Source organism: Winogradskya consettensis (assembly GCF_018332715.1).
Classification (GTDB): Bacteria; Actinomycetota; Actinomycetes; order Mycobacteriales; family Micromonosporaceae; genus Actinoplanes; species Actinoplanes consettensis.
The window spans coordinates 1-23,691 of record NZ_BOQP01000030.1 but is presented as its reverse complement, the minus strand read 5'-3'; the positions used below and the strand labels follow the sequence as shown (position 1 = coordinate 23,691).

Below are 23,691 nucleotides of genomic sequence, written 5' to 3'. Positions count from 1 at the left end.
CCGCGCCCCGTGCCCCGCGCCCGTGCCCCGTGCCCCGCGCCCGTGCCCCGTGCCCCGCGCCCGTGCCCCGCGCCCCGCGCCCGGGACCCGCATCCGCACCCGCGACGGCGGCCGCTGAGGCCGGGGGCGACAACCCCGGGCGGGGTCAGTGAGGCCGGACGCCGCTGAGGGCGGTGGTGGCGAGCTGGCGGAGTTCGGTGAGGCGTACCAACTGGGCGACCGCGACGTAGGCGACGGCTCCGGCGAGGCCGGCCGCGGCGAAGGTGATCAGGGGGTTGACCACTGGGGTGAGGAAGTGTGCCGCGAACGCGGCGATCAGTCCGGCGGTGCCGGCGGCGATGGCGACGCGGGCGTGGGTGCGCAGGAGGCGGTGGCCGTCGATGCGGCCGAGGCGGCGGCGCAGGGTGATGGCTGCGGCGAGCAGGCCCACCGTGTACGCGGCCGCGTAGGCGAGCGGGATGGCGATGACGATGTCGGCGCGGGGCAACAGCCAGGTGGCGGTGAGGCAGCCCGCCACACCGACGGCGCTGACCGCGGCGGTGATCAGGGCGGGGGTTCGGGTGTCCTGGAGGGCGTAGAAGCCGCGTTGCAGGATCATGTAGCCGGTGAACGGCACCAGGGCGACGCCGAATGCGGCGACCACGGCGCCGAGCAGGGCGATGGCGGGGGCTGAGCTGCGGCCGTGGGCGTACATGAGGGTGGCGATCTGCGGGCCGAGGACGAGCATGGCCGCGGCGACCGGGGCCAGGGCGACGACGGCCAGGCGGACGGCGCGGGACAGGTCCTCGGTGATCAGGTGCAGGTCGCGGCGGGCGGCGTTGCGGCTGAGGCGGGGGAGGACGGCGGTCATCACCGACAGGGCGATCACGGCGAACGGCATCTGGAACACCGCGAGCGCGTTCTGGTAGGTGCTGATCCCGCCGGGGCCGCTGACCGACGCGGCGCGGGTGGCGACGGCGACGAGGATCTGTGCGGCGATCACCGAGACGAGCACCCAGCCGCCGAGCCGGGCGATGCGGCGGATGCCGATGCCGCGCGGGTCGAGGCGGGGGCGGAGCGTGAAACCGCTGCGGGCCAGTGCGCCGACCACCAGCGCCATCTGGGCGAAGACCCCCGCGGTGGTGCCGATGCCGAGCAGGAGCAGGTGGGCGGTGGTCAGGGAACCGGTGCCGGTGGCGCCGCCGATCAGCAGGTACGTCAGGCCGACCGCGATCACGATCAGGCTGTTGACCAGCGGTGCCCACATCGGGGCGGCGAACCGGCCGCGGATGTTGAGGACGGCGCCCGCCGTGGCGCTCACTCCGTAGAACAGGATCTGGGGCAGGAAGAAACGGCTGAGCACGACTGCCAGGTCACGCTGATCAGCACTGAAACCGGGGGTGTACGCCTCGACGAGCCACGGCGCCGAGAACATCGCGACGACGGTGACCGCGCCCAGCCCGTACACCATGAGGGACAGCAACCGTTGGGCGTAGATGACGCCGTGGTCCGGCTCGCTGAGCGCGGCGCGGGCGAGCAGCGGGACCACCACACTGGCCATCGCACCCCCGACGACCAGCTCGTAGACCGCGTTCGGGAGCGTGTTCGCGACGTTGTAGCCGTCGAGCAACCGGCTGCCCAGGCCCAGGGCGGAGGCCAGCACGACGAGGCGGACGAAACCGGCGGCCCGGGAGGCCAGCGTCGCCACCGCCATGCCCCGCCCGGCCCGCCCGATCGAGGAATCCGCTGCCATGTCACCTTCATAGCGGGTGCCGGCAAGTGCGCCGCAGGTGCGCGCGGGGGGCGTACGTGCTGGAATGCGACATGGACGAGTGGGCGAGCTGGCTGCTGGGACGTCGTGACGGTGGGGACGCCGGGGTGCGGGCGAGTTTCGCTCCCGCGCTGGCCGGGTTTCGCGACGGGGTGCTCGACCGGGCGCGGATCGGCGCGGGGGACACCGTGCTCGACGTCGGGACCGGGACCGGGCTGATCGGGCTCGGCGCGCTGGAGCGGGTCGGGGTGGACGGGCGGGTGATCTTCTGTGACGTCTCCGCCGACCTGCTGGAGTCGTGCCGGCGGGCGACGGGGGATGACAGGCGGTGCGGGTTCGTGCGGGCCGCCGCCGACGATCTGAGCCCGGTCCATGACGGGTCCGCCGACGTGGTGACGACGCGGTCGGTGCTGATCTACGTCGAGGACAAACCGGCGGCGTTCGCCGAGTTCCTCCGGGTACTGCGGCCGGGCGGGCGGCTGTCGATCTTCGAGCCGGTGAACGGGTTCGGCACGCCGGGGCTGTTCGGGCTCGACTTCGGGCCCGTCGCCGAGCTGGCCGCGCGGGTCGTCGCGGTGTACCCGAGGATCGAGGCGATGGTCGGCTTCGACGAGCGTGACCTGCTGCGCTGGGTACGCGAGGCGGGGTTCACCGGCGTCACGATGGACTACCGGGCGCAGGTCGACGTCGAGGGGCCGCCGATCGCCGACTGGCACGCGCTCAAGCGCACCGCCCCGAACCCGCTCGCCCCGACCTACGCGGAGGCGATCGAGGCGGCGCTGACGGCAGGGGAAAGTGCGCAGCTGGACGCGTACCTGGAAAAGGCAGTCGCCGAGGCCACGCCGACCCGCCGCACCGCCGCGACCGTCTTCCTGGCCGCGGTCCGTCCTTGAACTAAGCTGCCGCGCGTGACTGACACAGCGGGGGAGATCGCGTTGCGGGAGATCCGCGACGAGGACCTGGACGTCATCTTCGACCAGATGCGTGATCCGGTGGCGGTGCGGATGGCCGCGTTCACGGCGGACGACCCGGACGACCGGGCCGAGTTCGACGCGCACATGCACAAGCTGCGGACCAGGCCGGACATCAACGTGCGGGCGATCACCGCCGGCGGGGAGCTCGTCGGGACGCTCGGCAGCTTCGCGGTCGGCGACGACACGGAGATCACGTACTGGCTGGACCGGGCCTGGTGGGGCCGGGGGATCGCGACGCAGGCCGTGCGCCTGCACCTGGCGGCCGTCCCGGTGCGGCCGATCATGGCGCGGGCCGCCAGTGACAACGCGGGCTCACTGTCCGTCCTGCGCAAGGTGGGTTTCCGCAAGATCGGAACAGAGGTGGCGTACGCGAACCAGCGCGGCGAACGCATCGAGGAGACCGTCCTGCAGCTGGACGAGTAGCGAATAGATGCCGGTGCCTCCACCGAACTGGGAGGTGAAGGCACCGGCATCCGGCCCCTCAGAAATGTCTCAGGATTTCTTGAAGAACCGGTACACGGCCTGGTACTTCACCGCGGTGGTGTCGCCGGGCACGCAGGTCGTCGCGGGTGCCACGCCGCCGACGGTGCCGAGTCGCTGGATGTAGGTGACCCCGCCGAAGACGCCGGTGCCACGGGTCGTCGCCGCGGTGACGAGCAGCTGCGGGATGCTGCCGGGGGTGTCCGAGGGCGCCGAGACCGGGGTCTTGCCCTCGACGAGGGTGCCGTCCTCGTCGGACTCCCAGCTCGGGCCGCGGAAGTGCAGCGCCGTCGCCGGCCTGACCGGTTTGAGGTTGAGGCCGGCCAGGGTGGCGGCGGGTTCGGTCAGCGTCCACGCCCCGGTGGCGCAGCCGTAGATCTGCACGCCCTTGGCCTTGAAGACCGCGGTCAGCGTGTTGCCGGGCGGCGGCACGAGGGCGGCCGGCACCGACGGCGGGCCGCCGAGGAAGCTGTCGGCGGCGGACAGCTTGCCCGCGGGTTGCGGTGCGGGGGTCTCTCCCGCGAACGAGACTCCGGTGGTGATCCCGGCGAGCGCCAACGCGGTGGCGCCCACCGCGGCTGATATGCGGACAGTTTTGGTGCTCACAGCACTTCCTCCACAGTGGTTGCGCCGGACCCACGATAGGGCTACCGAGCGCGACGGTCTCTTAACTGCACCTGAAGATTGGTGCAGGTTTACCGCAGGGATTCGTGGAGGAAGATCGCATGCCGCCGATGGACCGCAACGGACGGTAAGTGCGGGGACCCCTATCTTGTCGGGTAGAAACCGGTCGGGGGTTCGGCGTAGCGGGCCGCGGCGGCTCGCTGCCGGGTACGCAGTCGCAGCAGCAGGGCCACCCCGACGAAGACCAGCAGGGCGCCGACGATCACGCCGGGTAGCAGCAGGCTCGGGGGTCCTCCTTCCGAGGCGGCAGGCACCGCGTTGAGGTCCTCGCTCTCGTCGGGTGCGGGAGCCACGCCCGCTTCCTCGGTGGGATCGTCGGTGGCCGTCTCTTCATCGGCGGTCTCCGACGGGGACGGGCTCGGTGAAGGCGACTCGCTCGGTGACGGCGACTCGGTGGCCGCGGGTTCCTGCCCGACCACGGGGCTCTGGCCCGACGCCTCCTGCAGCAGCGTGCCCTGCGCATTGAAGGCCTGGGGCTGGAAGGTGACCCGGCCCGTGTCGGCGTCGTCGCCGAAGCTCACCCGGTAGTTGGCCGTGACGGTGCTGCCCCGGCAGAGCTGCCCGGGGTCGACCTGGACGTCGGTGATCCGGGCGACCTTGCCCGCGTTCTCCCGCCGGGTGGCGAACTCGCCGCCGTTCTCGATCCGGGAGACCTTGACGTCGCCGAGGTCCGGGCCGTCCACCTGGAGCAGCAGCGCCCAGCGGACCTTGATACAGCGTCGTTTGTCCGAGGACACGACGACGGTCAGCGCCCTGCTCTCGGCGCCCGCGCCGAACGTCGCGGGCAGTTCGGTGATACGTACCTCGAAGCCGGGCTCGACCGCGGAGGCCCGGCCCGGAAGCGCGAATGTCGCCCCCGCGACGGCCAGCACGATCGCTACCAGGGCAGCGCGATGCCGCACAGCAATCAGCTCCTTACCGAATGTATTTATCGTGCCTCGCACGTGAGGTAGTTCGGCGCTACGGCGCGAAAGGTTCAGGTGACACGCCGGAACCACCCGGATAACACTTTATTTTTGCCTTAGGCCCGGGTTTCAACGACGTGTCTTCGCAGGTCAGCGTGCTTGTACCCGGAAAGGTTGCCCGGAGCGGGAAAAAATTGCCGCAAAGAACTTCCCGATCGTTCATCCGATCCTGCCCGCGACACGTAGATGGGGGAGGGCAGGGACCGGAGTGAACGCACGGTGAGAAAGGCAGGAGCTACCGGAACCGCCCGACAGTAACGAGCGCGGGGCACCCCCCACGGATGCCGGTGACCGTCAACGCCCACGACGGACGCCTTACCGCTGCGGAGAACGAGGAGCTATGGCCCGGACGAAGATGAAAGAACGAGCCACCAGTCGTGTGGACGTCGAGATGGGTGCCACCGGTGGTCGCACACCACCGTCGAAGCTCACCGTCGCGCTGCTCGGGACCAGCATCCTGGCGGTCGTTTGGGCCCTGATGATGATGATCCCCGCGGGGCGCGTCGCCTACGTCTACATCTTCAGTTACTCCGAGTTCTACATGGGCGTGCTCACGCTCGTGTCGCTCTCGATCACGATCATGGTCGGGCTGGTCTCGACGGACCGCCTGGTGCTCTCCATCCGCCAGCGCCTGCTGCTGCAGTCGACGCACCGCACCACCGGCACCATCGCCGTCGTATCACTCTTCATCCACATCTGGACGAAGTACGCGATGGGCAAAATGCAGTTCATCGACGCCTTCATCCCGTTCCTGAACCCGGGTAAGCCGCTGTTCATCGGCTTCGGCACGATCTCGGGCTGGATCATGGTGCTGGTCATGTGGACCGGCTTCGCCCGCGCCAAGTTCATCGGCCGCGGCAAGCCGTGGATGTGGCGGGCGCTGCACAGCGTCTCCTACCTCATGTGGCCGATCGCCATCCTGCACGGCCTGAACGCCGGCCGCCCCGGCGCCACCTTCGTCGTCGTCGGCTACGTCCTCTGCGTGCTCGTCGTGCTCATCGGCCTCGCCGTGCGGATCGCGGTCAGCCTGAACCGCCGCAAGGACTTCGCCTCCCAGCAGGGCACCGCCGGTGGCGGTGGCACCGGCGGGATGAGCCCCGTCGGCAAGATGGGCTCCTCCGGTGTGATCGGTGGCAAGGGTCGTGGCCGTGCCCGCGGCGGCGACGACGCCATCGTCTCGGACCGTGGCAACGCCGTGCAGACCTGGAAGCCCGCCACGCCCCGGCCGGCCGCCGGCGCGACCTCCGAGCAGCCCGTGGTCAAGCCCGCCGCCGCGGAGGCACCGCCCGTGCCCGCCGCCGCTCCGGTCGAGCCCGCCCCGATGGCGGTCCCGGTCGCCGACGAGCGTGACGAGCGCCGCCCGCGCCGCCGCCCCGACGACGAGGAGCGCGCGGCCCGCCGCCGCGACTTCGACGACATGCCCACCCAGCGGTGGGAGTTCCAGGACGAGGACGACATGCCCGCGCGCCGCCCGCGCCGGGACGACGCCCCCGCCCCCCGCCAGCGCCGCGGCGCCGACGACCGCTTCGACGAGCCCACGGGCGCGATGTCCCGCCGGGCCATGGAAGAAGGCCTGCGCCGCTACGAGGACGAGGACGAGATGCCCGCCCCGCGGGCCCGCCGCCGCGACGACGCCTACGAGGACACAGCGAGCCGGCCCCGCCGCTTCGCCGAGGCCGAGTTCGACGACGAGCCGGCCCCGCGCCCCCGGGCCCGCCGCGTCGCCGACGAGGACGACATGCCCGCCCCCCGTCGCCGCGTCGTGGACGAGGACGACATGCCCGCGCCGCGCCGCCGGGTCGTGGACGAGGACATGCCGATGCCGATGCCGGCCACCCGCGGCCGTCGCGCCGAGTTCGTGGACGACGACGTGGACATGCCCGCCCCGCGTGCCCGCCGGGCCGAGTTCGTGGACGACGACATGGACGTGCCGGCACCGCGCCCGCGCCGCTATGCCGACGAGGAGGCCCCGGCCCCGCGTCAGCGCCGCTACGCCGACGACGACCGCTACGAGGACCCGCGCTACGACGAGGGCCCGCCCCGGCGCCGCCCCGCGCGCTACGAGGACGAGCAGCCGCGCCCGTCGCGCGCCGGTCGCTTCGCCGAGGAGGCGGAGGACGCGCCCCGGGCCCGGCGCGACCGGGGCGCTGACGTCGACCGCGCCGACTCGGGAAGGCACAGCCGCAGTGAGTTCGTGGACCTCGCCGGTGACCCGCGCGTGGCCTACGACGACATGGAGGCCGACGAGACCCCTACCCTCGTCGACATGGCGCAACGGCGCGCACGCAAGGCATCACAGCAGGAATCCGTGCGCACCGGGACGAGCCGGGGGGCTCGCCGAGGACCCCGGGGCGGCACGGTTGAGGAAGCAGATGACGCCGGATACTGGGCGCAGCTGCGAGGGGAAGCTCAGTGAGTGGACAGGTACCGCCAGTAACCAGTGTGGGAACCCCGCGGATCACCGCGGGGATGGAGGAGTACGGCCGGCTGGATCTGGTCGCGCACCAGGAGGTGCACGGCGGGTTCGCGGCCCTGTCCAGCGGGGAGCTGATCGGGCTCGCCGACCGGATCGAGCTGCGCGGGCGCGGCGGTGCGGGTTTCCCGTTCGCCCGTAAGGTCCGCGCAGTGGTCGACTCGTGCCGCCGGCAGGACCTGCCGCCGATCATCGTGGTCAACGCCACCGAGGGCGAACCGCCGTCGTGGAAGGACAAGGCGGTCCTGACCCGGGCCCCGCACCTCATCCTCGACGGCGCCGCGCTGGCCGCGGCCGCGCTCGAGGCGGAGGAGATCGTCATCGGCATCGCCGACGACGGCATCGGCCAGGAGTCCCTGGCGGCGGCGTTGTCCGAGCGCAAGATGCCGGTGCCGACCCGGATCGTCACCGTGCCGCACCGCTTCATCTCCGGCGAGGGCGGCGCCCTCGTCCGCGGGATCAACGGCGAGGCGCACATCCCGCCCGGCCGTAAGGTCCGCTCCAGCGACAACGGCGTCGGCGGGCTGCCCACCCTGCTCTCCAACGCCGAGACGTACTCCCAGATCGCCATCGCGGCCCGGCTCGGGCCGTGGGAGTACAACTCCGTCGGCATCCAGGGCGAGCCCGGCACGGTCATGCTGACCGTCGGCGGCTCGTCGACCGCGCCCGCCGTGGTCGAGGCCCCCACCGGCACCCCGCTGATGGAGGTCCTCGAGATGTGCGGCGCCGACATCGGCGCCGGCCTGCTCGTCGGCGGTTACCACGGCAAGTGGATCACCGCCGAGGCCGCCAAGACGGTCACCATCTCCCGCAAGGGCTTCGCCAAGGTCGGCGGCACGCTCGGCGCGGGCATGCTCATCCCGATCGGCTCGCAGACCTGCCCGCTCGGCGAGGTCGCCCAGGTCGTGCAGTACCTCGCGGGCGAGTCCGCCGGGCAGTGCGGCCCGTGCCGGCTCGGCCTGCCCGACCTGGCCCGCGCGGTCACCCTGGTCGCGCTCGGTGGCAGCGCGCTGGAGAACGTGCGCCAGGCCGCCGGTGTGGTCAAGGGCCGTGGCGCGTGCAGCCACCCCGACGGCACGTCCCGGTTCGCGCTCTCGGCCCTCGAGGTCTTCGCCCGCGACGTCGAGCTGCACGCCAACGGCGAGGGCTGCGGCAAGCAGACCCGCGGCATCCTCCCCCTGCCGTACCACCAGCAGCAGGGTGCGCGGAAGCTCGCCCTGGACTGGTCGCGCTGCGACGGCCACGGACTCTGCTCGGCGGTCGCCCCGGAGATCATCCGGCTGGACGCGAACGGGTTCCCGGCGTTCCCGCAGACGCCGCTGCCGCCGTGGCTGGAGAACGGCGCCCGCAAGGCCGTCAACGTCTGCCCGGCCCTCGCGCTGCGGCTCACGGAGGCGGGCAAGAAGTGAAGCTCAAGGTCCTGCTCGTGACGGCGATTCTCCTGCTGGGTGGTTGCGGCGCCGCTCCGGCTGCGGCTCCCGCTGCCGGTGCGGGGGTGCTTGCTTTCACGGGCACGACCTTGGACGGTACGAAGTTCGACGCCGCCACTCTCGCGGGAAAGCCCACGATCCTGTGGTTCTGGGCGCCCTGGTGCGCCACCTGCGCCGCCGAGGCCATGTCGATCCACGACCTGCAGAAGGAGTACGCGGGCCGGCTCAACATCCTCGGCATCGCGGGTCTGGGCGGCAACGAGGAGATGCGCGAGTTCGTGTCCGACCTCGAGGTGGAGGCCGTGCCGCACCTCGACGACGAACCCGGCACGATCTGGAAGAAGTTCGGGATCACCGAGCAGAGCACCTATGTGATCCTCGACGCGACGGGGAAGGTCGTGGTGTCCAGCTACCTCGACGATCTCCAGCTCACGAAGCAGGTCAAGGAACTGGTGGCCTGATTCGTGGACGCGCCGCTGCTGCTCGCGCTCACGGCCGGCATGCTCGGCGCGGTCAATCCGTGCGGCTTCGCCGTGCTCCCTGCGTACCTGTCGCTGTCGGTGGTGGGTCACGAGGCCGGGACGCTCCGGGCGGTGGGCCGGGCAGCGCGCGCCACTCTCGCTCTGACCTTGGGCTATGTGATCGTTTTCGGTACGGTCGGAGTGGTGCTGACCCCGCTGACGGGCGTGCTGCTGCCCCGGCTCCCGTGGCTGACCGTCGTCTTCGGAGTGCTCCTGGCGATGGCCGGGGCGTGGCTCGTGGCGGGGCGTTCACTGCCCGGTTTTGTCGTCCGGGCGCCGAGGAGCACCGGCACGGTGGCGTTCGGTATGGCATACGCCGTGGCCTCGCTGGGCTGCGCGATCGGGCCGTTCCTGGCGCTCGTGGCATCGAGCCTGCGCGCGGGCTCGATCGTCCAGGGGGTGGCCCTTTTTGTCAGCTATGCGGTAGGAATGGGGCTTGTCATCGGCGTCACCGCACTTGCCGTCGCACTGATGCGGCTCTCCGCCGTGACACGGCTACGCCGGGCGACCGCTTGGGTGCCCCGGATCGGCGGCGCGATCCTGCTGCTCGCCGGAGCGTACGTGGCCTACTACGGATGGTACGAGCTGCGCCTTGTCAAGGACCTGAGGACTTCCGGGCAGGATCCGATCGTGAATCTTGCCTCGTCCGTGCAGCACGGGTTGAGTGGCGTTGTCGGCCGGCTCGGCGCGGGATGGTTCGCGCTGCTGCTGGCCCTTCTGGTGCTGACGGCGCTCCTGCTGTCGCGCCGCCGGATCGTGGGGGGTAGGTAGGCGTGGACACCACGTACCGCGTGAGTCCACTGCGCCAGGGCGACCCGGACCGGCTGGGCCCGTACCAGCTCACCGGGCGGCTCGGCGCCGGCGGCATGGGCGTGGTCTACCTCGCCCGCGACCCCGACGGCGCTTACGTCGCGATCAAGCTCGTGCACGCCACCCTCGCGTACGACCCGGAGTTCCGCGGCCGGTTCCGCAGCGAGGTCGAACGGGCCCGGCAGGTGCCGTCCTTCTGTACGGCCGAGGTCCTCGACGCCGACCTCGACCACAACCCGCCGTACCTCGTCGTCGAGTACGTCGACGGGCCCTCGCTCGCCGAGGTCGTCGAGGATCGCGGGCCGTTGAAGGCCGCCGCGCTGCACTCGCTCGCTGTGGGCGTCGCCACCGCGTTGTCCGGGATCCATGGCGCCGGGGTCATCCATCGCGACCTCAAACCGGACAACGTGCTGCTAGCGCCGGGCAGCCCCAAGGTGATCGACTTCGGGATCGCGCGCGCGTTCGAGGCGACCAGCCAGTACACGCGTACCGATCAGATGGTCGGCACCGTCGCCTACATGGCGCCGGAACGGTTCTCGTCCGAACCCGGCACGCCGTTGACCGCTGCCGCTGACGTGTTCGCCTGGGGTTGTGTCGTCGCGTACGCCGGAACCGGGCGGACGCCGTTCCACGGCGACTCGCCGCAGGCCACCGCCGCGCGCATCCTCACCCAGCCGCCGCATCTCACCGGCCTGCCCGAGTCGTTGCGTGACCTGGTGGAGTTGTCGTTGTCGCGCAACCCGGAGGACCGGCCCACCGCGCGCGAGCTGCTCGACATGCTGCTCGGCGACCGGCCGTCCCCGGTCTCCGCCGCTCCCTCACCCGGCTCGGCCACTGCCGGCGCGGGTGCCTCTTCCGGCGGGTTCTCGTCGCCGGGCCGCGTTCCGTCCACTCGCGACGGTGCTTCTCGCGGTGACTCTTCCTCCGGCGGTGACTTCTCGCCCGGCGAGGGCTTTTCGGCTCACGGCTCCGAGGGCTTTTCGGCTCACGGCTCCGGTGGCTTTTCGGCTCACGGCTCCGGTGGTGACGAGCTTTACGACCTCTATGCGCCGCCGGTGCCGCTGCCGCCGCGGCGCCGGTCCCGCAGGAACATGCTGGTGGCCGCGTTCGCCCTGCTGCTGGTGGTCGCCGGGGTGGGCACGGTCGGCTTCGTGATCACCCACGCCGGTGCTCGCGGTGGCGTACCCCTGGCCTATGTGCCCCCGCGGGACGGCGGTGCCGCGGCCGGCGCGGGCGTGCCGACCTCAGCGACACCGTCGCCCTCTCCCACCCGCAAGAAACCGACGCCCACGCCGTCCCGGACCAGGGCCACCCCGGTGCCGGTCGAGCCCGAGGGCGGCGAAAAGATCATCGAGGACCCGCTCGACCAGCCCGGCCAGTGGCTCGACAGCGAGATCCGCGAACAGAGCGCCAACTGCTTCACCAAGGGCGTCATGCGCGCCGGCCGCATCGACCGCGGCACCTACCAGTGCGTCGGCCCGGACGAGGAGATCGAGGACGACTTCGGCGTCGAGGTCACCACCGCCCTGCAGTCGGCGGGCAGCTGCGCCGCGATCTGGTTCCACGTCGACGCCCAGAAGGGCGGGCAGGTGCTCCGCGTCTGCCAGGACGAGATCACCATCGGCGCGGACCTCCAGGACGACAAGCGTGTGTACGACCGGATCGCCCTCACCACCCGCATCGGCCTGAAGAAGTCCGTACGCATCCACCTCGTCGTCCGCGAGGGCGAGGCCGAGGTGTTCCGTGGCGGCAGATTCGCCGGCAGGTTCGCCCTCCCGGACGACGGCCCCGACAAGGGCCAGGTCCGCCTCGGCCTCAGCGTCGAAGCAGTCGACACCGACCCGCCGTACGCGGTCACGTTCGCCAATGTGGACATCCGCTCGCTCTGACCGCGTCCTCCCCTCCTTCCCCGCGGTCGTTTCTGCCGGCTGGTTGCGCGGTCGGTGGTTGCGCTTCCGGGTTGTTGGGCCTCTGGGCGGTTGCACGGTCGGCGGTTGCGTTGTTCGAGCTCGGGTTCGGCGTGGCGTTGTCGACCCTTGGCGCGGTCGCAGCGGTCCTGCGGCTCTGCGGTCCTGCGGCTCTGCGGCTCTGCGGTCCTGCGGCTCTGCGGTCCTGCGGTCCTGCGGCCCGGGTTCGGCTGGCTAGGGCAGGACCTGGTCGACCAGCCGGTCGATGAAGGCGTCCGGGACTGATCCGCCCTGCAGTGCGGTGCGGTAGAGGATCGGCCCGACGAGCATCGCGGCCGCGTCGTGCGGGTCCGGGGTGCTGCCGGTCCCGCTGCCTGTTGTGCTGCCGCCCTCGCCGCCGGTCTCGCCGCCGGTCTCGCCGCTCCGTGTCGCCAGGGCCAGCCCTGCGGCGATCCGCTCGGTCAGCGTCCGGACGAACTGATCGCGCTGCCGGGCGATCTGCTCGTCCCACACCGCGCCCTGCATGAGGGTGAGCGCGACGGCGGCGACCTCGGGCATCGCCAGCTCGTCGGCGAGCTCTCGCAGCCGCCTGCGGAACCATGCCCGCAGCGGCACCCGGGGCTCGGCGAAGAACGGCAGCCCGGCCAGGTCCATCACGTCGAGCAACAGCTGCTCCGCTTGAGGCCAGTGCCGGTAGACCGTCGCGCGCCCGACCCCGGCCTGCTGGGCGACGCGCTGGTGCGTGACGCCGGCAGGTCCCTGGTCGAGCAGCAACTCGCGCGCGGCGGAGAGGATCGCCTGCCGGCTGCGGGTCGCCCGGGGGTCCGACGAGTCATCCATCACCCGAGTCTATGAGACACCTTGACTCAAAGTTGACTGGCATGCCAATCTCTTTCTGAGACAACTTGTCTCAGAAGTGGAAGGAGGCTGAGATGCGAATCGTCATATTCGGAGCCAGTGGAGGCACCGGCCGGGCAACCGTTGATCGCGCCCTCGCGGCGGGACACCACGTCACCGCCGTGGTCCGCCGGGCCGGCGCCCTGGTCGTCGGGGCCGCCCAGGAGGCGAGGCGTGGTTCGGGGGTGCGGTCCGGTCTCGCGGCCGTCGTGGTCGCTGATCTGACCGATGTGGACGCGGTTGGCGAGGCGGTGCGTGGCCATGACGTGGTCATCAGCGCGCTCGGCACCAGCGAGAGAGGACCTGTGAGCGTGTGCGCCGACGGGATCACCGGGATCCTGGCCGGGATGGACCGGGCCGGCGTGCATCGGCTGACCGCGGTCAGCGCCCACGGCGCGGCGGAGTCGCACGACCGCTCGCTCTACTGCTTGGCGCTGTGGGCCGCCCTCCCGCACAAGATGCGCGACAAGGAGCGGATGGAACAGGCCATCCGTGACTCGGGGACGGACTGGACGGTGGTGCGCCCGGCCGCGCTCAACGACAAGCCGTACACCGGCAGGTACCGCACCGGGACCGACCTGAAGATCCCGCTGACCGCCGCCGTCGGCCGCGTCGACTTCCTGCTCCGGGAGAGCGTCAACCCTGCGTACCCGCATCAGTTCCCGAGGATCGCAGCATGAACGACGAACCGGCCCCGCCCGGCCTGACCGACCACACCGGCTCAGCGGACCGCACGCCCAGCACCGGCTCAGCGGAGCGCACGGCCGGCACCGGCTCGGCCGATCGCACCGGCTCGGCTGGGGGTGCCGAGCTGGCGGGGCGGGTGAGTTTGGTGACCGGGGCGACCGGGGGTATGGGGCGGGTGATCGCTACTGAGTTGGCGCGGCGGGGGTCGACCGTGGTGGCCGTGACTCGGAGTGAGGGCAGTGGGGACGAGCTCAGGGAGTACGTCGCGAGCCAGGTGCAGGCGGATCGCGTCGAGGTTCTGGTGGCGGATCTTGCGTCCCGGGACGATCTGCACGGGGTGGCCGAGGGGTTCATGGCACGGCACGGCGCGTTGGACCTGCTGATCAACAATGCGGGGGCGCACTACCGGGAGCGGCGCGTCGGTGAGCGGGGCGTCGAGATGCATGTGGCGGTCAATCATCTGGCCGGGTTCACTCTGACCGCCCTGCTGCTCGGTGCGTTGCGGGCGGCAGGGCGGGCTCGGGTGATCAATGTGGTGTCGGCGAGCATGGGGGACACGCGGCAGGTGAAGATTCTGCCGCGGCGCCGGCCGGTCGTTCTTGACCGGGATGCGCTCGATGATCTGCGCGACGTCAATCCCGCTGACGGGTTCGAGCCGTTCAGTGCGTACGCGCGGGCGAAGCTGCTGACCCTCATGAGTGGCTACCACCTGGCGGGTGCGTTGCGGGGCACGGGGGTGACCGTGAACGCCGTACATCCCGGGGTGGTCGCCACGCCGATCATCGGTGATATCGCGCCGGGGGTTGCCAGGCCTTTTCTTCCGCTGATCAGGCGGTCGCTGCTCACCCCCGAGCAGGGTGCCGCGCCCGCGCTGTGGCTGGCGACCGCTACGCAACTGGGGACCACGACCGGGCGGTACTTCAATCGCGCCACGGAGGCGGCCTCACCAGCGGTTTCGTACGATCGGGGGCTGCAGCGACGGATCTGGGCGGCCTCGGCCAGAGGATTAAGCATTGACTTAGGTTGGCGTTGACTTCCGGGGCTGAGCGCGGAGCATGGCGGCATGCAGGTTCCCGCTCCGTTCGAGTATGCCCGCGCGACCACGGTGGACGAGGCCGTCGCCCTGATGGGGCGGTTCGGTGACACCGCCCGGCTGATCGCCGGCGGGCACAGTCTGCTGCCCATGATGAAGCTCCGGCTGGCCAACTTCGACTATCTGATCGACATCAACGATCTGCACGGCGAGCTCGGGTTCATCGCCGTCGAGCCGGGGGTGGTGCGGATCGGGGCGCTGACCCGGCACCGCGAGCTGCTCGACTCCGCGGAGCTCGCCGGCGTCTTCCCGATCTTCCGGGACGCCGAGCGGGTGATCGCCGATCCCGTGGTGCGCAACCGGGGCACGCTCGGCGGGTCGTTGTGCCAGGCCGACCCGTCCGAGGACCTCTCCGCGGTGTGCACGACGCTCGACGCCTCCTGCGTGATCCGGGGCCCGCTCGGCACCCGCACGGTGAGCATGGCGGAGTTCCATCGCGGTCCCTACGAGACCGCGGTGGCCGACGGGGAGATCCTCACGGAGGTGCGCTTCCCGGTGCGCGAGCGCGGCGGCAGTGCGTACGCGAAAGTGGAGCGCAGGGCGGGCGACTGGGCCGTGGTGTCCGCGGGGTCCGCGGTCTGGCTCGACGACGGTGGCCGGATCGCCGACGCCCGGGTCGGGCTCGCCGCGGTCGGGCCCAACACCACCGGCATCCCGGAGATCTCGGCCACGCTGCGCGGCGAGGAGCCTTCCGAGCAGGTGTTCACGCGGGCGGGCGAGATCGCCGCGCGGAGCTGTGAGCCGGCCACCGACCAGCGTGGCAGCGCCGAGTACAAACGTCACCTGGCCGCGGAGCTGACCGTGCGCACCCTGCGCACGGCCGTCGCCCGCGCCGCCCGCGGGGAGGCCTGAGTGCAAGTCACCATGATCGTCAACGGCGACGAAGTGACCCGGGAGATCGAGGGGCGCCTGCTGCTCGTGCACTTTCTGCGGGACGTGCTGTCGCTGACCGGGACCCACTGGGGCTGCGACACCAGCAACTGCGGCACCTGTGTGGTGTGGCTCGACGGCGAGCCGGTCAAGTCCTGCACGGTGCTCGCGGCCATGGCGGGCGGCCACGAGGTGCGTACGGTCGAAGGCCTGGCCGTGGACGGCAAGCTCGACCCGGTGCAGGAGGGTTTCATCCAGTGTCACGGGTTGCAGTGCGGCTTCTGCACGCCGGGGATGCTGATGACCGCCCGCGCGCTGCTCGACCGTAACCCCGACCCCAGCGAGGGCGAGATCCGCGAGGCCATCTCCGGCCAGATCTGCCGTTGCACCGGGTACGCCACCATCGTGCGCTCCGTGCGCTGGGCCGCCGTGAACGCCGCTCCGGAGGTGACGTCGTGACCGACACGAGGCAGCGGTCCTTCGAGGACAATGATCAGAAACCGATGGGCTTCGGGCGCATGCTGCGCAAGGAGGACCCCCGCTTCGTCCGCGGCCGCGGGAGATACACCGACGACGTGCAGTTGCCGGGCATGCTGCACCTGGCGATCCTGCGCTCGCCGTTCGCGCACGCGAGGATCGTCAGCGTCGACACGTCCGCCGCCGCCGCGCTGCCGGAGGTCAAGGCCGTGATCACCGGCGCCGACCTGGCCGGGCTCGGGCTGGCCTGGATGCCGACGCTCTCCGGGGACGTGCAGGCCGTGCTCGCCACCGACAAGGTCCGTTTCCAGGGCCAGGAGGTCGCGTTCGTCGTCGCCACCGACAGGTACGTCGCCCGCGACGCCCTCGAGCTGATCGACGTGGAGTACGACGTGCTCGATCCGGTGATCGACGTGCGGCAGGCGCTCGCCGAGGGCGCCCCGCTGATCCGCGACGACCTCGACGGCAAGACCGACAACCACTGCTTCGACTGGGAGACCGGTGACGCCGGCGCGACGGCCGCGGTCTTCGCGAAGGCCGACGTGGTGGTCAGCCAGGATCTCGTCTACCCGCGGGTGCACCCGGCACCGATGGAGACGTGCGGCTCGGTCGCCGACTTCGATCCGGTCGAGGGCCGGCTGAAGCTCTGGTCGACCACGCAGGCCCCGCACGCGCACCGCACGCTCTACGCGATGGTGGCCGGCATCCCGGAGCACAAGATCCAGGTGATCTCCCCGGACCTCGGTGGTGGCTTCGGCAACAAGGTGCCGATCTACCCGGGCTACGTCTGCTCGATCGTCGGCTCGATCGTCACCGGGAAACCGGTGAAGTGGATGGAGGACCGCTCGGAGAACCTGATCTCCACGGGTTTCGCCCGGGACTACATCATGCGCGGGGAGATCGCCGCGACCCGCGACGGGAAGATCCTGGCGATCCGGACCAACGTCCTCGCGGATCACGGCGCGTTCAACGGCACGGCCGCTCCGGTCAAGTATCCGGCGGGCTTCTTCGGGGTGTTCACGGGCAGCTACGACATCGAGGCCGCGTACTGCTCGATGACCGCCGTCTACACCAACAAGGCGCCGGGCGGCGTGGCGTACGCATGCTCGTTCCGGATCACCGAGGCGGTCTACCTCGTCGAGCGGATCGTGGACTGTCTGGCGTACGAGCTGGACATGGACCCCGCCGCGCTGCGGCTGAAGAATTTCATCCAGCCCGACCAGTTCCCGTACATGAGCAAGACCGGCTGGGAGTACGACTCGGGCGACTACGAGCCGACCATGCGCCTCGCGATGGAGCTGGCGGGCTACGACGAACTGCGCAAGGAACAAGCCGAGAAACGTACGCGTGGGGAGCTGATGGGTATCGGCATCTCCTTCTTCACCGAGGCGGTCGGTGCCGGGCCGCGCAAACACATGGACATCCTCGGGCTGGGCATGGCCGACGGTTGCGAGCTGCGCGTGCACCCCACCGGCAAGGCCGTCGTACGGCTTTCGGTGCAGACCCAGGGCCAGGGGCACGAGACGACGTTCGCGCAGATCATCGCCGAGGAGATCGGCATCGCGCCCGCCGACATCGACGTGGTGCACGGCGACACCGACAACACCCCGTTCGGGCTCGGGACGTACGGCAGCCGCTCGACGCCCGTTTCCGGGGCCGCCGCCGCGCTGGTCGCCCGCAAGGTCCGCGACAAGGCCCGGCTGATCGCGTCGTCGATGCTCGAGGTGTCGGTCGCCGACCTGGAATGGGAGAAGGGCTCGTTCCACGTCAAGGGCGACCCCGGCACCGCGGTCACCATCCAGGACATCGCGATGCGCGCGCACGGAGCCGGCGACCTGCCCGAAGGACTGGAAGGCGGGCTCGAGGCGCAGATCTGCTACAACCCGTCCAACCTGACCTACCCGCACGGCGCCTACATCTGCGTCGTCGACGTCGACCCGGGCACCGCCGTGGTCAAGGTGCGCCGCTTCATCGCCGTCGACGACTGCGGCACCCGGATCAACCCCATGATCATCGAGGGGCAGGTCCACGGCGGGCTCACCGACGGGGTCGGCATGGCGCTGATGGAGATGATTTCGTTCGACGAGGACGGCAACTGCCTCGGCGCATCCCTGATGGACTATCTGATCCCCACGGCTCTCGAGGTGCCCGACTGGGAGACCGGGTTCACGGTGACCCCGTCACCCCACCATCCCATCGGCGCGAAGGGGGTGGGGGAGTCCGCGACCGTCGGCTCCCCGCCGGCCATCGTCAACGCTGTCGTGGACGCTCTGAAGCCCTACGGCGTCCGTCACGCCGACATGCCACTCACCCCGTCGCGGGTCTGGGACGCGATGCGCGGCACCGCGCAGCCGCCGATCTGATGGCGACCATCACGGACCGCGTCGCGGCCCTCACCCTCCAGCGCCGCCCCTTCGTCCACGCCACCGTCGTCCGCGCGCAGGAACCCACCTCCGCACGCCCCGGCGACGCCGCCGTCATCCTCGAGGACGGCTCCATCGAAGGCTTCGTCGGCGGCCAGTGCGCCACCAGCACGGTCCGCACCGCCGCCCTCGACACCCTGCGCGACGGCCGCACCCTGCTCCTGCGCGTCCTGCCCGAATCGTCGGCCGAGTTCCCCGAGGCACCCGGCGCCCTCGTCGTGGTCAACCCCTGCCACTCCGGCGGCGCCATCGAGATCTTCCTCCGCCCGGTCCTTCCCGCCCCGATCCTCCTGGTCACGGGCGACACCCCGATCGCCCGCGCGGTGTCATCCCTCGCCACCTTCCTGGAATGGGAGGTCACCCCCGCCTCCCCACCCCCGCCGACTTCCGTGCCGCCCATTTCCGGGCCGCACCTCGCGGGCCCTGGTCCATCCGGTCCGCACGTCTCCGGCTCGTCCCATTTCAGTGCGCACTTCGCTGGGCTGTCGTCCTCCGGTCTGCATGTCGCCGCCCCGTCCGCCTTCGGCTCGGACGGTGTCGGGCTGGACGGCGTCGGGCTGGACGGTGCCGGGGCGGGTGAGGTCGGGGCGGGTGTTGCGGGGGCGGGGCCGATTGCTGCGGTGGTGGCGGGGCTGGGGGATGGGGACGGGGAGGCGGTGCGGGCGGCGCTTGATGCCGGGGTCGGGTTCGTGGCGCTGGTGGCCAGCAGGCGGCGCGGGGCGGTGGTGCTCGACGGGCTGGGGCTCACGGGTGCTGAGCGGGCGCGGATCCACACTCCGGCGGGGCTCGACATCGGGGCGCGTACGCCGCAGGAGATTGCTCTGTCGATCATGGGTGAGGTGGTGCGGGCCGTGCGGGCGGACGGGCTTGCCGCACCCGCTGCCGCGGTGCTGCCGGGGCCGCGGACGGAGGTCGATCCGGTGTGCGGGATGACCGTGGTGGTGGGTCCGGGTGCGGTGGTTGCCGGCGATCACTACTTCTGCGGTACGGGGTGCCGCGACGCGTTTCTGGCCAGGGCCTGATGATCACGGGGCTGGTGCTCGCGGCGGGGAACTCGGTGCGGTTCGGGGGTGGGCTGGCGAAGCAGCTGCTGCCGTACGGTGGGCGTACGTTGCTGGAAGCGTCCTTGACCGTGGCTCTGAGCGCGGGGTTCGATGAGCTGATCGTCACGATCAGGCCTGAGCTCGCCGAGCGGGTTGATCTCGGTGGGGCGAAGGCCGTTCCGACCATGGGTACGGGCTGCGGGTCGTCGGTCAGCGCCGGTGTCTCTGCCGTGTCGCCCCGTTCCGACGGCATCGTGCTGCTCCTCGGTGACCAGCCCGGGGTGGGTCTCGAGGCGATCCACGCGGTGCGGTCCACCGGCGCGCCCGGCGCCGTGTGCCGCTATGACGACGGGCTCGGGCATCCGTTCTGGTTCGGGCGGCCCCTGTTCGGCGGGCTGCGGGCGCTGCACGGGGACAAAGCCGTCTGGAAACTGCTGCACAGCGGCCCCTTCACCGAGGTGCCGGTCGCGGGGCCGGTGCCGATCGATGTGGACACCCCGGCGGACTACGAGAGGCTCCTGCGTGTTCGCTGATCCCGCCGACGTACGGCACAGGCTCGACGCGGTCGACTACCTGGTCGATGACGGGCTGGCGATGGCCCTGTTCCTGGCGTCCCGGCTCGGCCGTCCCCTGCTGCTCGAGGGCGAACCGGGCGTCGGCAAGACCGCGGCGGCCAAGGCGCTGGCCCGTGCGCTCGGCGCGGACCTGATCCGGCTCCAGTGCTACGAGGGGCTCGGCGTCAGCGAAGCCCTCTACGAGTGGAACCACCAGCGTCAGCTCCTCGCGATCCGGCTGGCCGAGGCCCGGCAGGAGAAACTCGCCGAGGCCGACCTGTTCACCGCCGATTTCCTGCTCGACCGGCCGGTCCTGCGCGCCGTCCGCCACCCGGGACCGGTGCCCCCGGTGCTGCTCATCGACGAGATCGACCGCGCCGACGACGAGTTCGAGGCGCTGCTGCTCGAATTCCTCGGCGAGCACGCGGTGACCATCCCCGAGCTCGGCACGTTCACGGCGGTCCGGCCACCCACCGTCGTACTGACCTCCAACCGCAGCCGCGACCTGCACGACGCCCTGCGCCGCCGCTGCCTCTACCACTGGATCGAATACCCGGCGCCGGCCCGCGCCACCGAGATCGTCCGCCGCACGGTCCCCGGCGCCCCGGCCACCCTGATCGGCGCCGCCGGCGCTTTCGTCGCCCGGGCCCGCACCCTCGAGCTCGACAAGGCCCCCGGCATGGCCGAGAGCATCGACTGGGTCGCCGCCCTCACCGTGCTCGGCGTGACCGACCTCCTTGCCCCTGGCCTCCCCGCGACCCTCGGCGCCCTCGCCAAGACCCCGGACGACCTCACCCAGCTCACCGCAGCCTTCCCCGAGGGGACCCCATGAAGATCACCAACGAGTTCACCGTCCACACCCCGATCGACCACGCCTGGACGGTCCTCACCGACCTGGCCGGCATCGCCCCCTGCATGCCCGGCGCCCAGCTCACCGGAGTGGACGGCGACACGTACGCGGGCCGGGTCAAGGTCAAGGTCGGCCCGGTCATCTCGGACTTCGCAGGCACCGCCCGATTCGTCGAGAAGAACGACACCACCCGCCGCGCAGTGATCGACGCCCGCGGCCGCGACGCCCGATCGGCCGGCAACGCCAGCGCCGTGGTGACGGCCCAGCTACGCCCGTCCGGCGACGACACCGTGGTCAGCGTCGACACCGACCTCAAGGTTTCCGGCAAACTCGCCCAGTTCGGCAGCGGCATGATCAAAGAGATCTCCGGCAAGATCCTCACCCAGTTCGTCACCAACCTCGAAGCCAAACTCGCCGAACCGTCCACGGCCGAGCCGTCGCTTGCCGGGGTGGGTTCGCCGGGGGAGCCGGCTTCGGTCGCTTCCGGCTCGGATGTCTCTGGTTTGGTTGCTTCTGGCTTGCCTGCTTCTGGATCAGGTGCTTCTGGGCCGGTGGCTTCCGGCTCGGATGTTGCTGGGTCGGCCGCTTCCGGTTCGGTCAGTTCCGTCGGGTCGGGTTCGGTTGTCGAGGGATCGGCGGCTTCGGCGGCTTCGGCCGGATCGGGCGCTCCTGCCGGATCGGGCGCTCCTGCCGGATCGGGCGCTCCTGCCGGATCGGGCGCTTCTTTCGGATCGAGCCGTGCTTCCGGTGGGGCGGCCGATGCGGCCGGTGCTGTTCCGGTGCTCGAGCCTGTGCCGGCTGATGAGGATGCGACGTCGTCGGCGGTGCCGACCACGACCGCGCCTGAGTCGTCCGCGGCGGCGGCGTCGGCGACACCTGCGGCCCAGCTGCGGTCGGCCGCGCCCACCGCCCCGGCGGCGGCATCGCTTGAATCGCTGGCGCCCGCAGCCGGGGCCGTTGTGGAGCCGTCCGTCACCTCTTCGGTCCAGGCGGCGGGGGCTTCTGGCATCTCTTCGGTTGACGCGGCGAGTTCGTCGGATGCGGGGCCGTCCGGCACCTGGCCGGACCAGGCAGCGATGTCGCCGGAACCGGAGGCGCTGGACCTCATGGGGTTCGCCGGGCGGTCGGTGGTCAAGCGGGTCGTGCCCGCGGTGGTTGCCGTGGCGGCCGTTGTCGGGGTCGTGGTGTGGCTCGTCGCTCGCAAGTAGGTCAGTGTCGTGCCGGGCGGCTTGAGGCCCGCAAATAGGTCCGCTTCGGGTGGGCGGCTTGTAGATCGGAGTGGGTCTGCGTCGCGTGGAGCGGCTTATTGCTCGGGAGTGGGTCCGCGTCGGGTCGGGCGGCTTATTGCTCGGGAATGGGTCCGCTTCGGGTGGGCGGCTTGTGGCTCGGGAGTGGGGCTGTGTTGAGCTGGGCGGCTTGAGGTTCGGGTCTGGGGCGAACGCGTCGGAGATCAGCGGTTGCTGTGCCGCGTCGGGGGGTTCGGCGCTCGGGGTGGGCTGCCCTGCGCCGGTGGCGGTGGCGGTGGCGGTGGCGGTGACGGCGGCGGTGGTCGGGCTGGGCTGGGCTGGCGGGTGGTGAGGGGGAGTGGGGGAGGCGGTGGGTGGGGTGCTGGCGGGGGTTGATCGGGCGGCTTTTGCTGTGGGGCTGGTGGAGCGGTTGCGGGGGGCTGGGGTTCGGGGTGGGTTGACCGGGGCGGGGGATCTGGTTCGGGCTCTGGGGGTTGCTCGGCCGCGGGATCGGGGGGAGTTGTACTGGGCGGCTCGGGTGACGTTGGTGCGGCGGGAGGGGGATCTTGGGGTTTTTGATCGGGTTTTTGCTGGGGTGTTCGAGGAGGCTGCCGCGTTGGTGGGGCCGCGGGGGGAGATGGGCGGTGGGGGTGGGGCTTTTGTGAGTGTGCCGGCGGCTTCGGGCGTACCTGATGGGGGTGGGTTGCCTTGGGCCACGCGGCCGGCGGTTGTCGCTGATGCTGCGGAGGGTGGTGAGGGGGTCGCGGTTCCTCGGGTGCGGGCCAGCGCGCTGGTGGGGCTTGCTGACCGTCCGTTCGAGGAGCTGGACGCTGATCACGTCACGTTACTGGGGGAGTGGTTGCGGTCCGTGACGTGGCCGGTCCGGCGGTCACGGCAGCGGGAGTACGGCGTGAGCGGGCGGGGGATCTCGGTGCGGGCGACGCTGGGGCGGGCTCGGCGTACCGGGTGGGAACCGGTTGTGCTGGTGCGGGCGCGGCCGGTGCTGCGGGCGCGGCGGATCGTGCTGGTGTGTGATGTGAGCCGGTCGATGCAGGCTCAGGCGGAGGCGTACCTGCATCTGCTGCGGGCTTTCGCGGCGGTGACCGAGGCGGAGGTGTTCGCGTTCGGGACGTCGCTGACGCGGTTGACGGTGACCCTGCGTGGTGCCGATCCGCGGGTGGCGGTGGCCAGGGCGGGTGAGCTCGTGACGGATCGTTTCGGGGGTACGCGCATTGCGGGGTCGTTGCGGTCGCTGCTCGCGTCGCACCACGGGGACCTGGTGCGGGGGTCGGTGCTGGTGATCGGTTCCGACGGGTGGGACAGCGACCCGCCCGGTGAGCTGGGCGCGGTGATGGCGCGGCTTGCGCGGCGGGCACATCGGACGGTGTGGCTCAATCCGCGGGCCGGTGCGGAGGCTTTCGCCCCGGTGACCGGGGGGATGGCGGCTGCCCTGCCGTTCTGCGACCGGCTGCTGCCCGCCGCTACGTTCGCGGATCTGGCCGCCGCGATCCCCGAGATCGTGACCTCCCGGATCTCGCGCCGGATCTGACGCCGCGCCGCTCGGCTCGGCCCGCTCG

The 23,691-nt window shown here is 71.4% G+C and carries 21 protein-coding genes and 1 pseudogene; 18 read left to right on the top strand and 4 right to left on the bottom strand.

Features of this window, described 5'->3' with window-relative positions; genetic code table 11:
* Positions 1-145 precede the first annotated feature (145 nt).
* The gene (gene murJ, locus Aco04nite_RS26870) at positions 146-1,693 is read right to left on the bottom strand and encodes a murein biosynthesis integral membrane protein MurJ (protein ID WP_213000218.1); all 1,548 of its coding nucleotides are present in this window, start codon (positions 1,691-1,693) and stop codon (positions 146-148) included.
* Between the two features lie 110 nt (positions 1,694-1,803).
* On the opposite strand from murJ, the gene Aco04nite_RS26865 reads away from it, so the two are divergent.
* Both Aco04nite_RS26865 and Aco04nite_RS26860 read left to right on the top strand, forming a co-directional pair.
* Positions 1,804-2,643: a methyltransferase domain-containing protein gene (locus Aco04nite_RS26865; RefSeq protein ID WP_213000034.1), complete on the top strand. Its 840-nt coding sequence runs from the start codon at positions 1,804-1,806 to the stop codon at positions 2,641-2,643.
* Between the two features lie 15 nt (positions 2,644-2,658).
* Positions 2,659-3,147, top strand: a complete 489-nt coding sequence (locus Aco04nite_RS26860) for a GNAT family N-acetyltransferase (RefSeq protein WP_244876323.1) — start codon at positions 2,659-2,661, stop codon at positions 3,145-3,147.
* A gap of 69 nt (positions 3,148-3,216) precedes the next feature.
* On the opposite strand, the gene Aco04nite_RS26855 is transcribed toward Aco04nite_RS26860, so the two are convergent.
* Both Aco04nite_RS26855 and Aco04nite_RS26850 read right to left on the bottom strand, forming a co-directional pair.
* Positions 3,217-3,810, bottom strand: a complete 594-nt coding sequence (locus Aco04nite_RS26855; protein ID WP_213000033.1) for a DUF3455 domain-containing protein — start codon at positions 3,808-3,810, stop codon at positions 3,217-3,219.
* 161 nt (positions 3,811-3,971) lie between these two features.
* Positions 3,972-4,790 carry a hypothetical protein gene (locus Aco04nite_RS26850; protein WP_213000032.1) on the bottom strand — a complete coding sequence of 273 codons (819 nt, stop codon included), beginning with the start codon at positions 4,788-4,790 and terminating at the stop codon, positions 3,972-3,974.
* Positions 4,791-5,193: 403 nt separating this feature from the next.
* Here Aco04nite_RS26850 and Aco04nite_RS26845 point away from each other — a divergent pair, with 403 nt between their 5' ends.
* Genes Aco04nite_RS26845 through Aco04nite_RS26825 form a run of 5 tightly spaced genes read left to right on the top strand, consistent with a single transcriptional unit; the run spans position 5,194 to position 11,976 of the window.
* Positions 5,194-7,269, top strand: coding sequence for a translation initiation factor III (locus tag Aco04nite_RS26845; RefSeq protein ID WP_213000031.1), 2,076 nt, complete (start codon positions 5,194-5,196; stop codon positions 7,267-7,269).
* A 53-nt stretch (positions 7,270-7,322) separates the two neighbouring features.
* The gene (locus Aco04nite_RS26840) at positions 7,323-8,735 is read left to right on the top strand and encodes an NADH-quinone oxidoreductase subunit NuoF family protein (protein WP_203839591.1); all 1,413 of its coding nucleotides are present in this window, start codon (positions 7,323-7,325) and stop codon (positions 8,733-8,735) included.
* On the top strand, positions 8,732-9,217 hold the full coding sequence (locus Aco04nite_RS26835; RefSeq protein ID WP_213000030.1) for a TlpA family protein disulfide reductase: 486 nt from the start codon (positions 8,732-8,734) through the stop codon (positions 9,215-9,217). Before Aco04nite_RS26840 ends, Aco04nite_RS26835 begins: the two co-directional genes overlap by 4 nt.
* A 3-nt stretch (positions 9,218-9,220) precedes the next feature.
* Complete coding sequence (locus Aco04nite_RS26830) at positions 9,221-10,048, top strand: cytochrome c biogenesis CcdA family protein (protein WP_213000029.1); 828 nt, start codon at positions 9,221-9,223, stop codon at positions 10,046-10,048.
* 20 nt (positions 10,049-10,068) lie between these two features.
* Positions 10,069-11,976 (top strand): serine/threonine protein kinase, encoded by a 1,908-nt coding sequence (locus Aco04nite_RS26825; protein ID WP_244876322.1) that lies wholly within the window; start codon positions 10,069-10,071, stop codon positions 11,974-11,976.
* Between the two features lie 252 nt (positions 11,977-12,228).
* On the opposite strand, the gene Aco04nite_RS26820 is transcribed toward Aco04nite_RS26825, so the two are convergent.
* Entirely contained in the window at positions 12,229-12,834 is a 606-nt protein-coding gene (locus Aco04nite_RS26820) for a TetR/AcrR family transcriptional regulator (RefSeq protein WP_213000028.1), read from the bottom strand.
* Positions 12,835-12,926: 92 nt separating this feature from the next.
* Here Aco04nite_RS26820 and Aco04nite_RS26815 point away from each other — a divergent pair, with 92 nt between their 5' ends.
* The 11 genes and pseudogenes from Aco04nite_RS26815 to Aco04nite_RS26770 all read left to right on the top strand — a co-directional run bounded on the left by Aco04nite_RS26815 (position 12,927) and on the right by Aco04nite_RS26770 (position 23,663).
* Positions 12,927-13,571, top strand: coding sequence for an NAD(P)-dependent oxidoreductase (locus Aco04nite_RS26815; protein ID WP_213000027.1), 645 nt, complete (start codon positions 12,927-12,929; stop codon positions 13,569-13,571).
* Positions 13,568-14,611 carry an SDR family NAD(P)-dependent oxidoreductase gene (locus Aco04nite_RS26810; protein ID WP_213000026.1) on the top strand — a complete coding sequence of 348 codons (1,044 nt, stop codon included), beginning with the start codon at positions 13,568-13,570 and terminating at the stop codon, positions 14,609-14,611. The genes Aco04nite_RS26815 and Aco04nite_RS26810 overlap by 4 nt, the downstream gene beginning before the upstream one ends.
* A gap of 30 nt (positions 14,612-14,641) precedes the next feature.
* On the top strand, positions 14,642-15,523 hold the full coding sequence (locus Aco04nite_RS26805) for an FAD binding domain-containing protein (protein ID WP_213000025.1): 882 nt from the start codon (positions 14,642-14,644) through the stop codon (positions 15,521-15,523).
* Positions 15,524-16,000, top strand: a complete 477-nt coding sequence (locus Aco04nite_RS26800; protein WP_244876321.1) for a (2Fe-2S)-binding protein — start codon at positions 15,524-15,526, stop codon at positions 15,998-16,000.
* Positions 15,997-18,381 (top strand): aerobic carbon-monoxide dehydrogenase large subunit, encoded by a 2,385-nt coding sequence (locus Aco04nite_RS26795; protein WP_213000024.1) that lies wholly within the window; start codon positions 15,997-15,999, stop codon positions 18,379-18,381. Before Aco04nite_RS26800 ends, Aco04nite_RS26795 begins: the two co-directional genes overlap by 4 nt.
* Positions 18,381-19,463, top strand: a complete 1,083-nt coding sequence (locus Aco04nite_RS26790; protein ID WP_213000023.1) for an XdhC family protein — start codon at positions 18,381-18,383, stop codon at positions 19,461-19,463. The genes Aco04nite_RS26795 and Aco04nite_RS26790 overlap by 1 nt, the downstream gene beginning before the upstream one ends.
* Entirely contained in the window at positions 19,463-20,017 is a 555-nt protein-coding gene (locus Aco04nite_RS26785; protein WP_244876320.1) for a nucleotidyltransferase family protein, read from the top strand. Before Aco04nite_RS26790 ends, Aco04nite_RS26785 begins: the two co-directional genes overlap by 1 nt.
* Entirely contained in the window at positions 20,007-20,870 is an 864-nt protein-coding gene (locus tag Aco04nite_RS26780) for an AAA family ATPase (RefSeq protein WP_244876319.1), read from the top strand. The genes Aco04nite_RS26785 and Aco04nite_RS26780 overlap by 11 nt, the downstream gene beginning before the upstream one ends.
* Positions 20,867-22,096: an SRPBCC family protein gene (locus Aco04nite_RS49075; protein ID WP_244876318.1), complete on the top strand. Its 1,230-nt coding sequence runs from the start codon at positions 20,867-20,869 to the stop codon at positions 22,094-22,096. Before Aco04nite_RS26780 ends, Aco04nite_RS49075 begins: the two co-directional genes overlap by 4 nt.
* Before the next feature lie 376 nt (positions 22,097-22,472).
* Positions 22,473-22,709: pseudogene (locus Aco04nite_RS50375) on the top strand (CoxE); the annotation flags it as partial.
* Between the two features lie 180 nt (positions 22,710-22,889).
* Positions 22,890-23,663: a vWA domain-containing protein gene (locus tag Aco04nite_RS26770; protein WP_244876317.1), complete on the top strand. Its 774-nt coding sequence runs from the start codon at positions 22,890-22,892 to the stop codon at positions 23,661-23,663.
* Positions 23,664-23,691 lie beyond the last annotated feature (28 nt).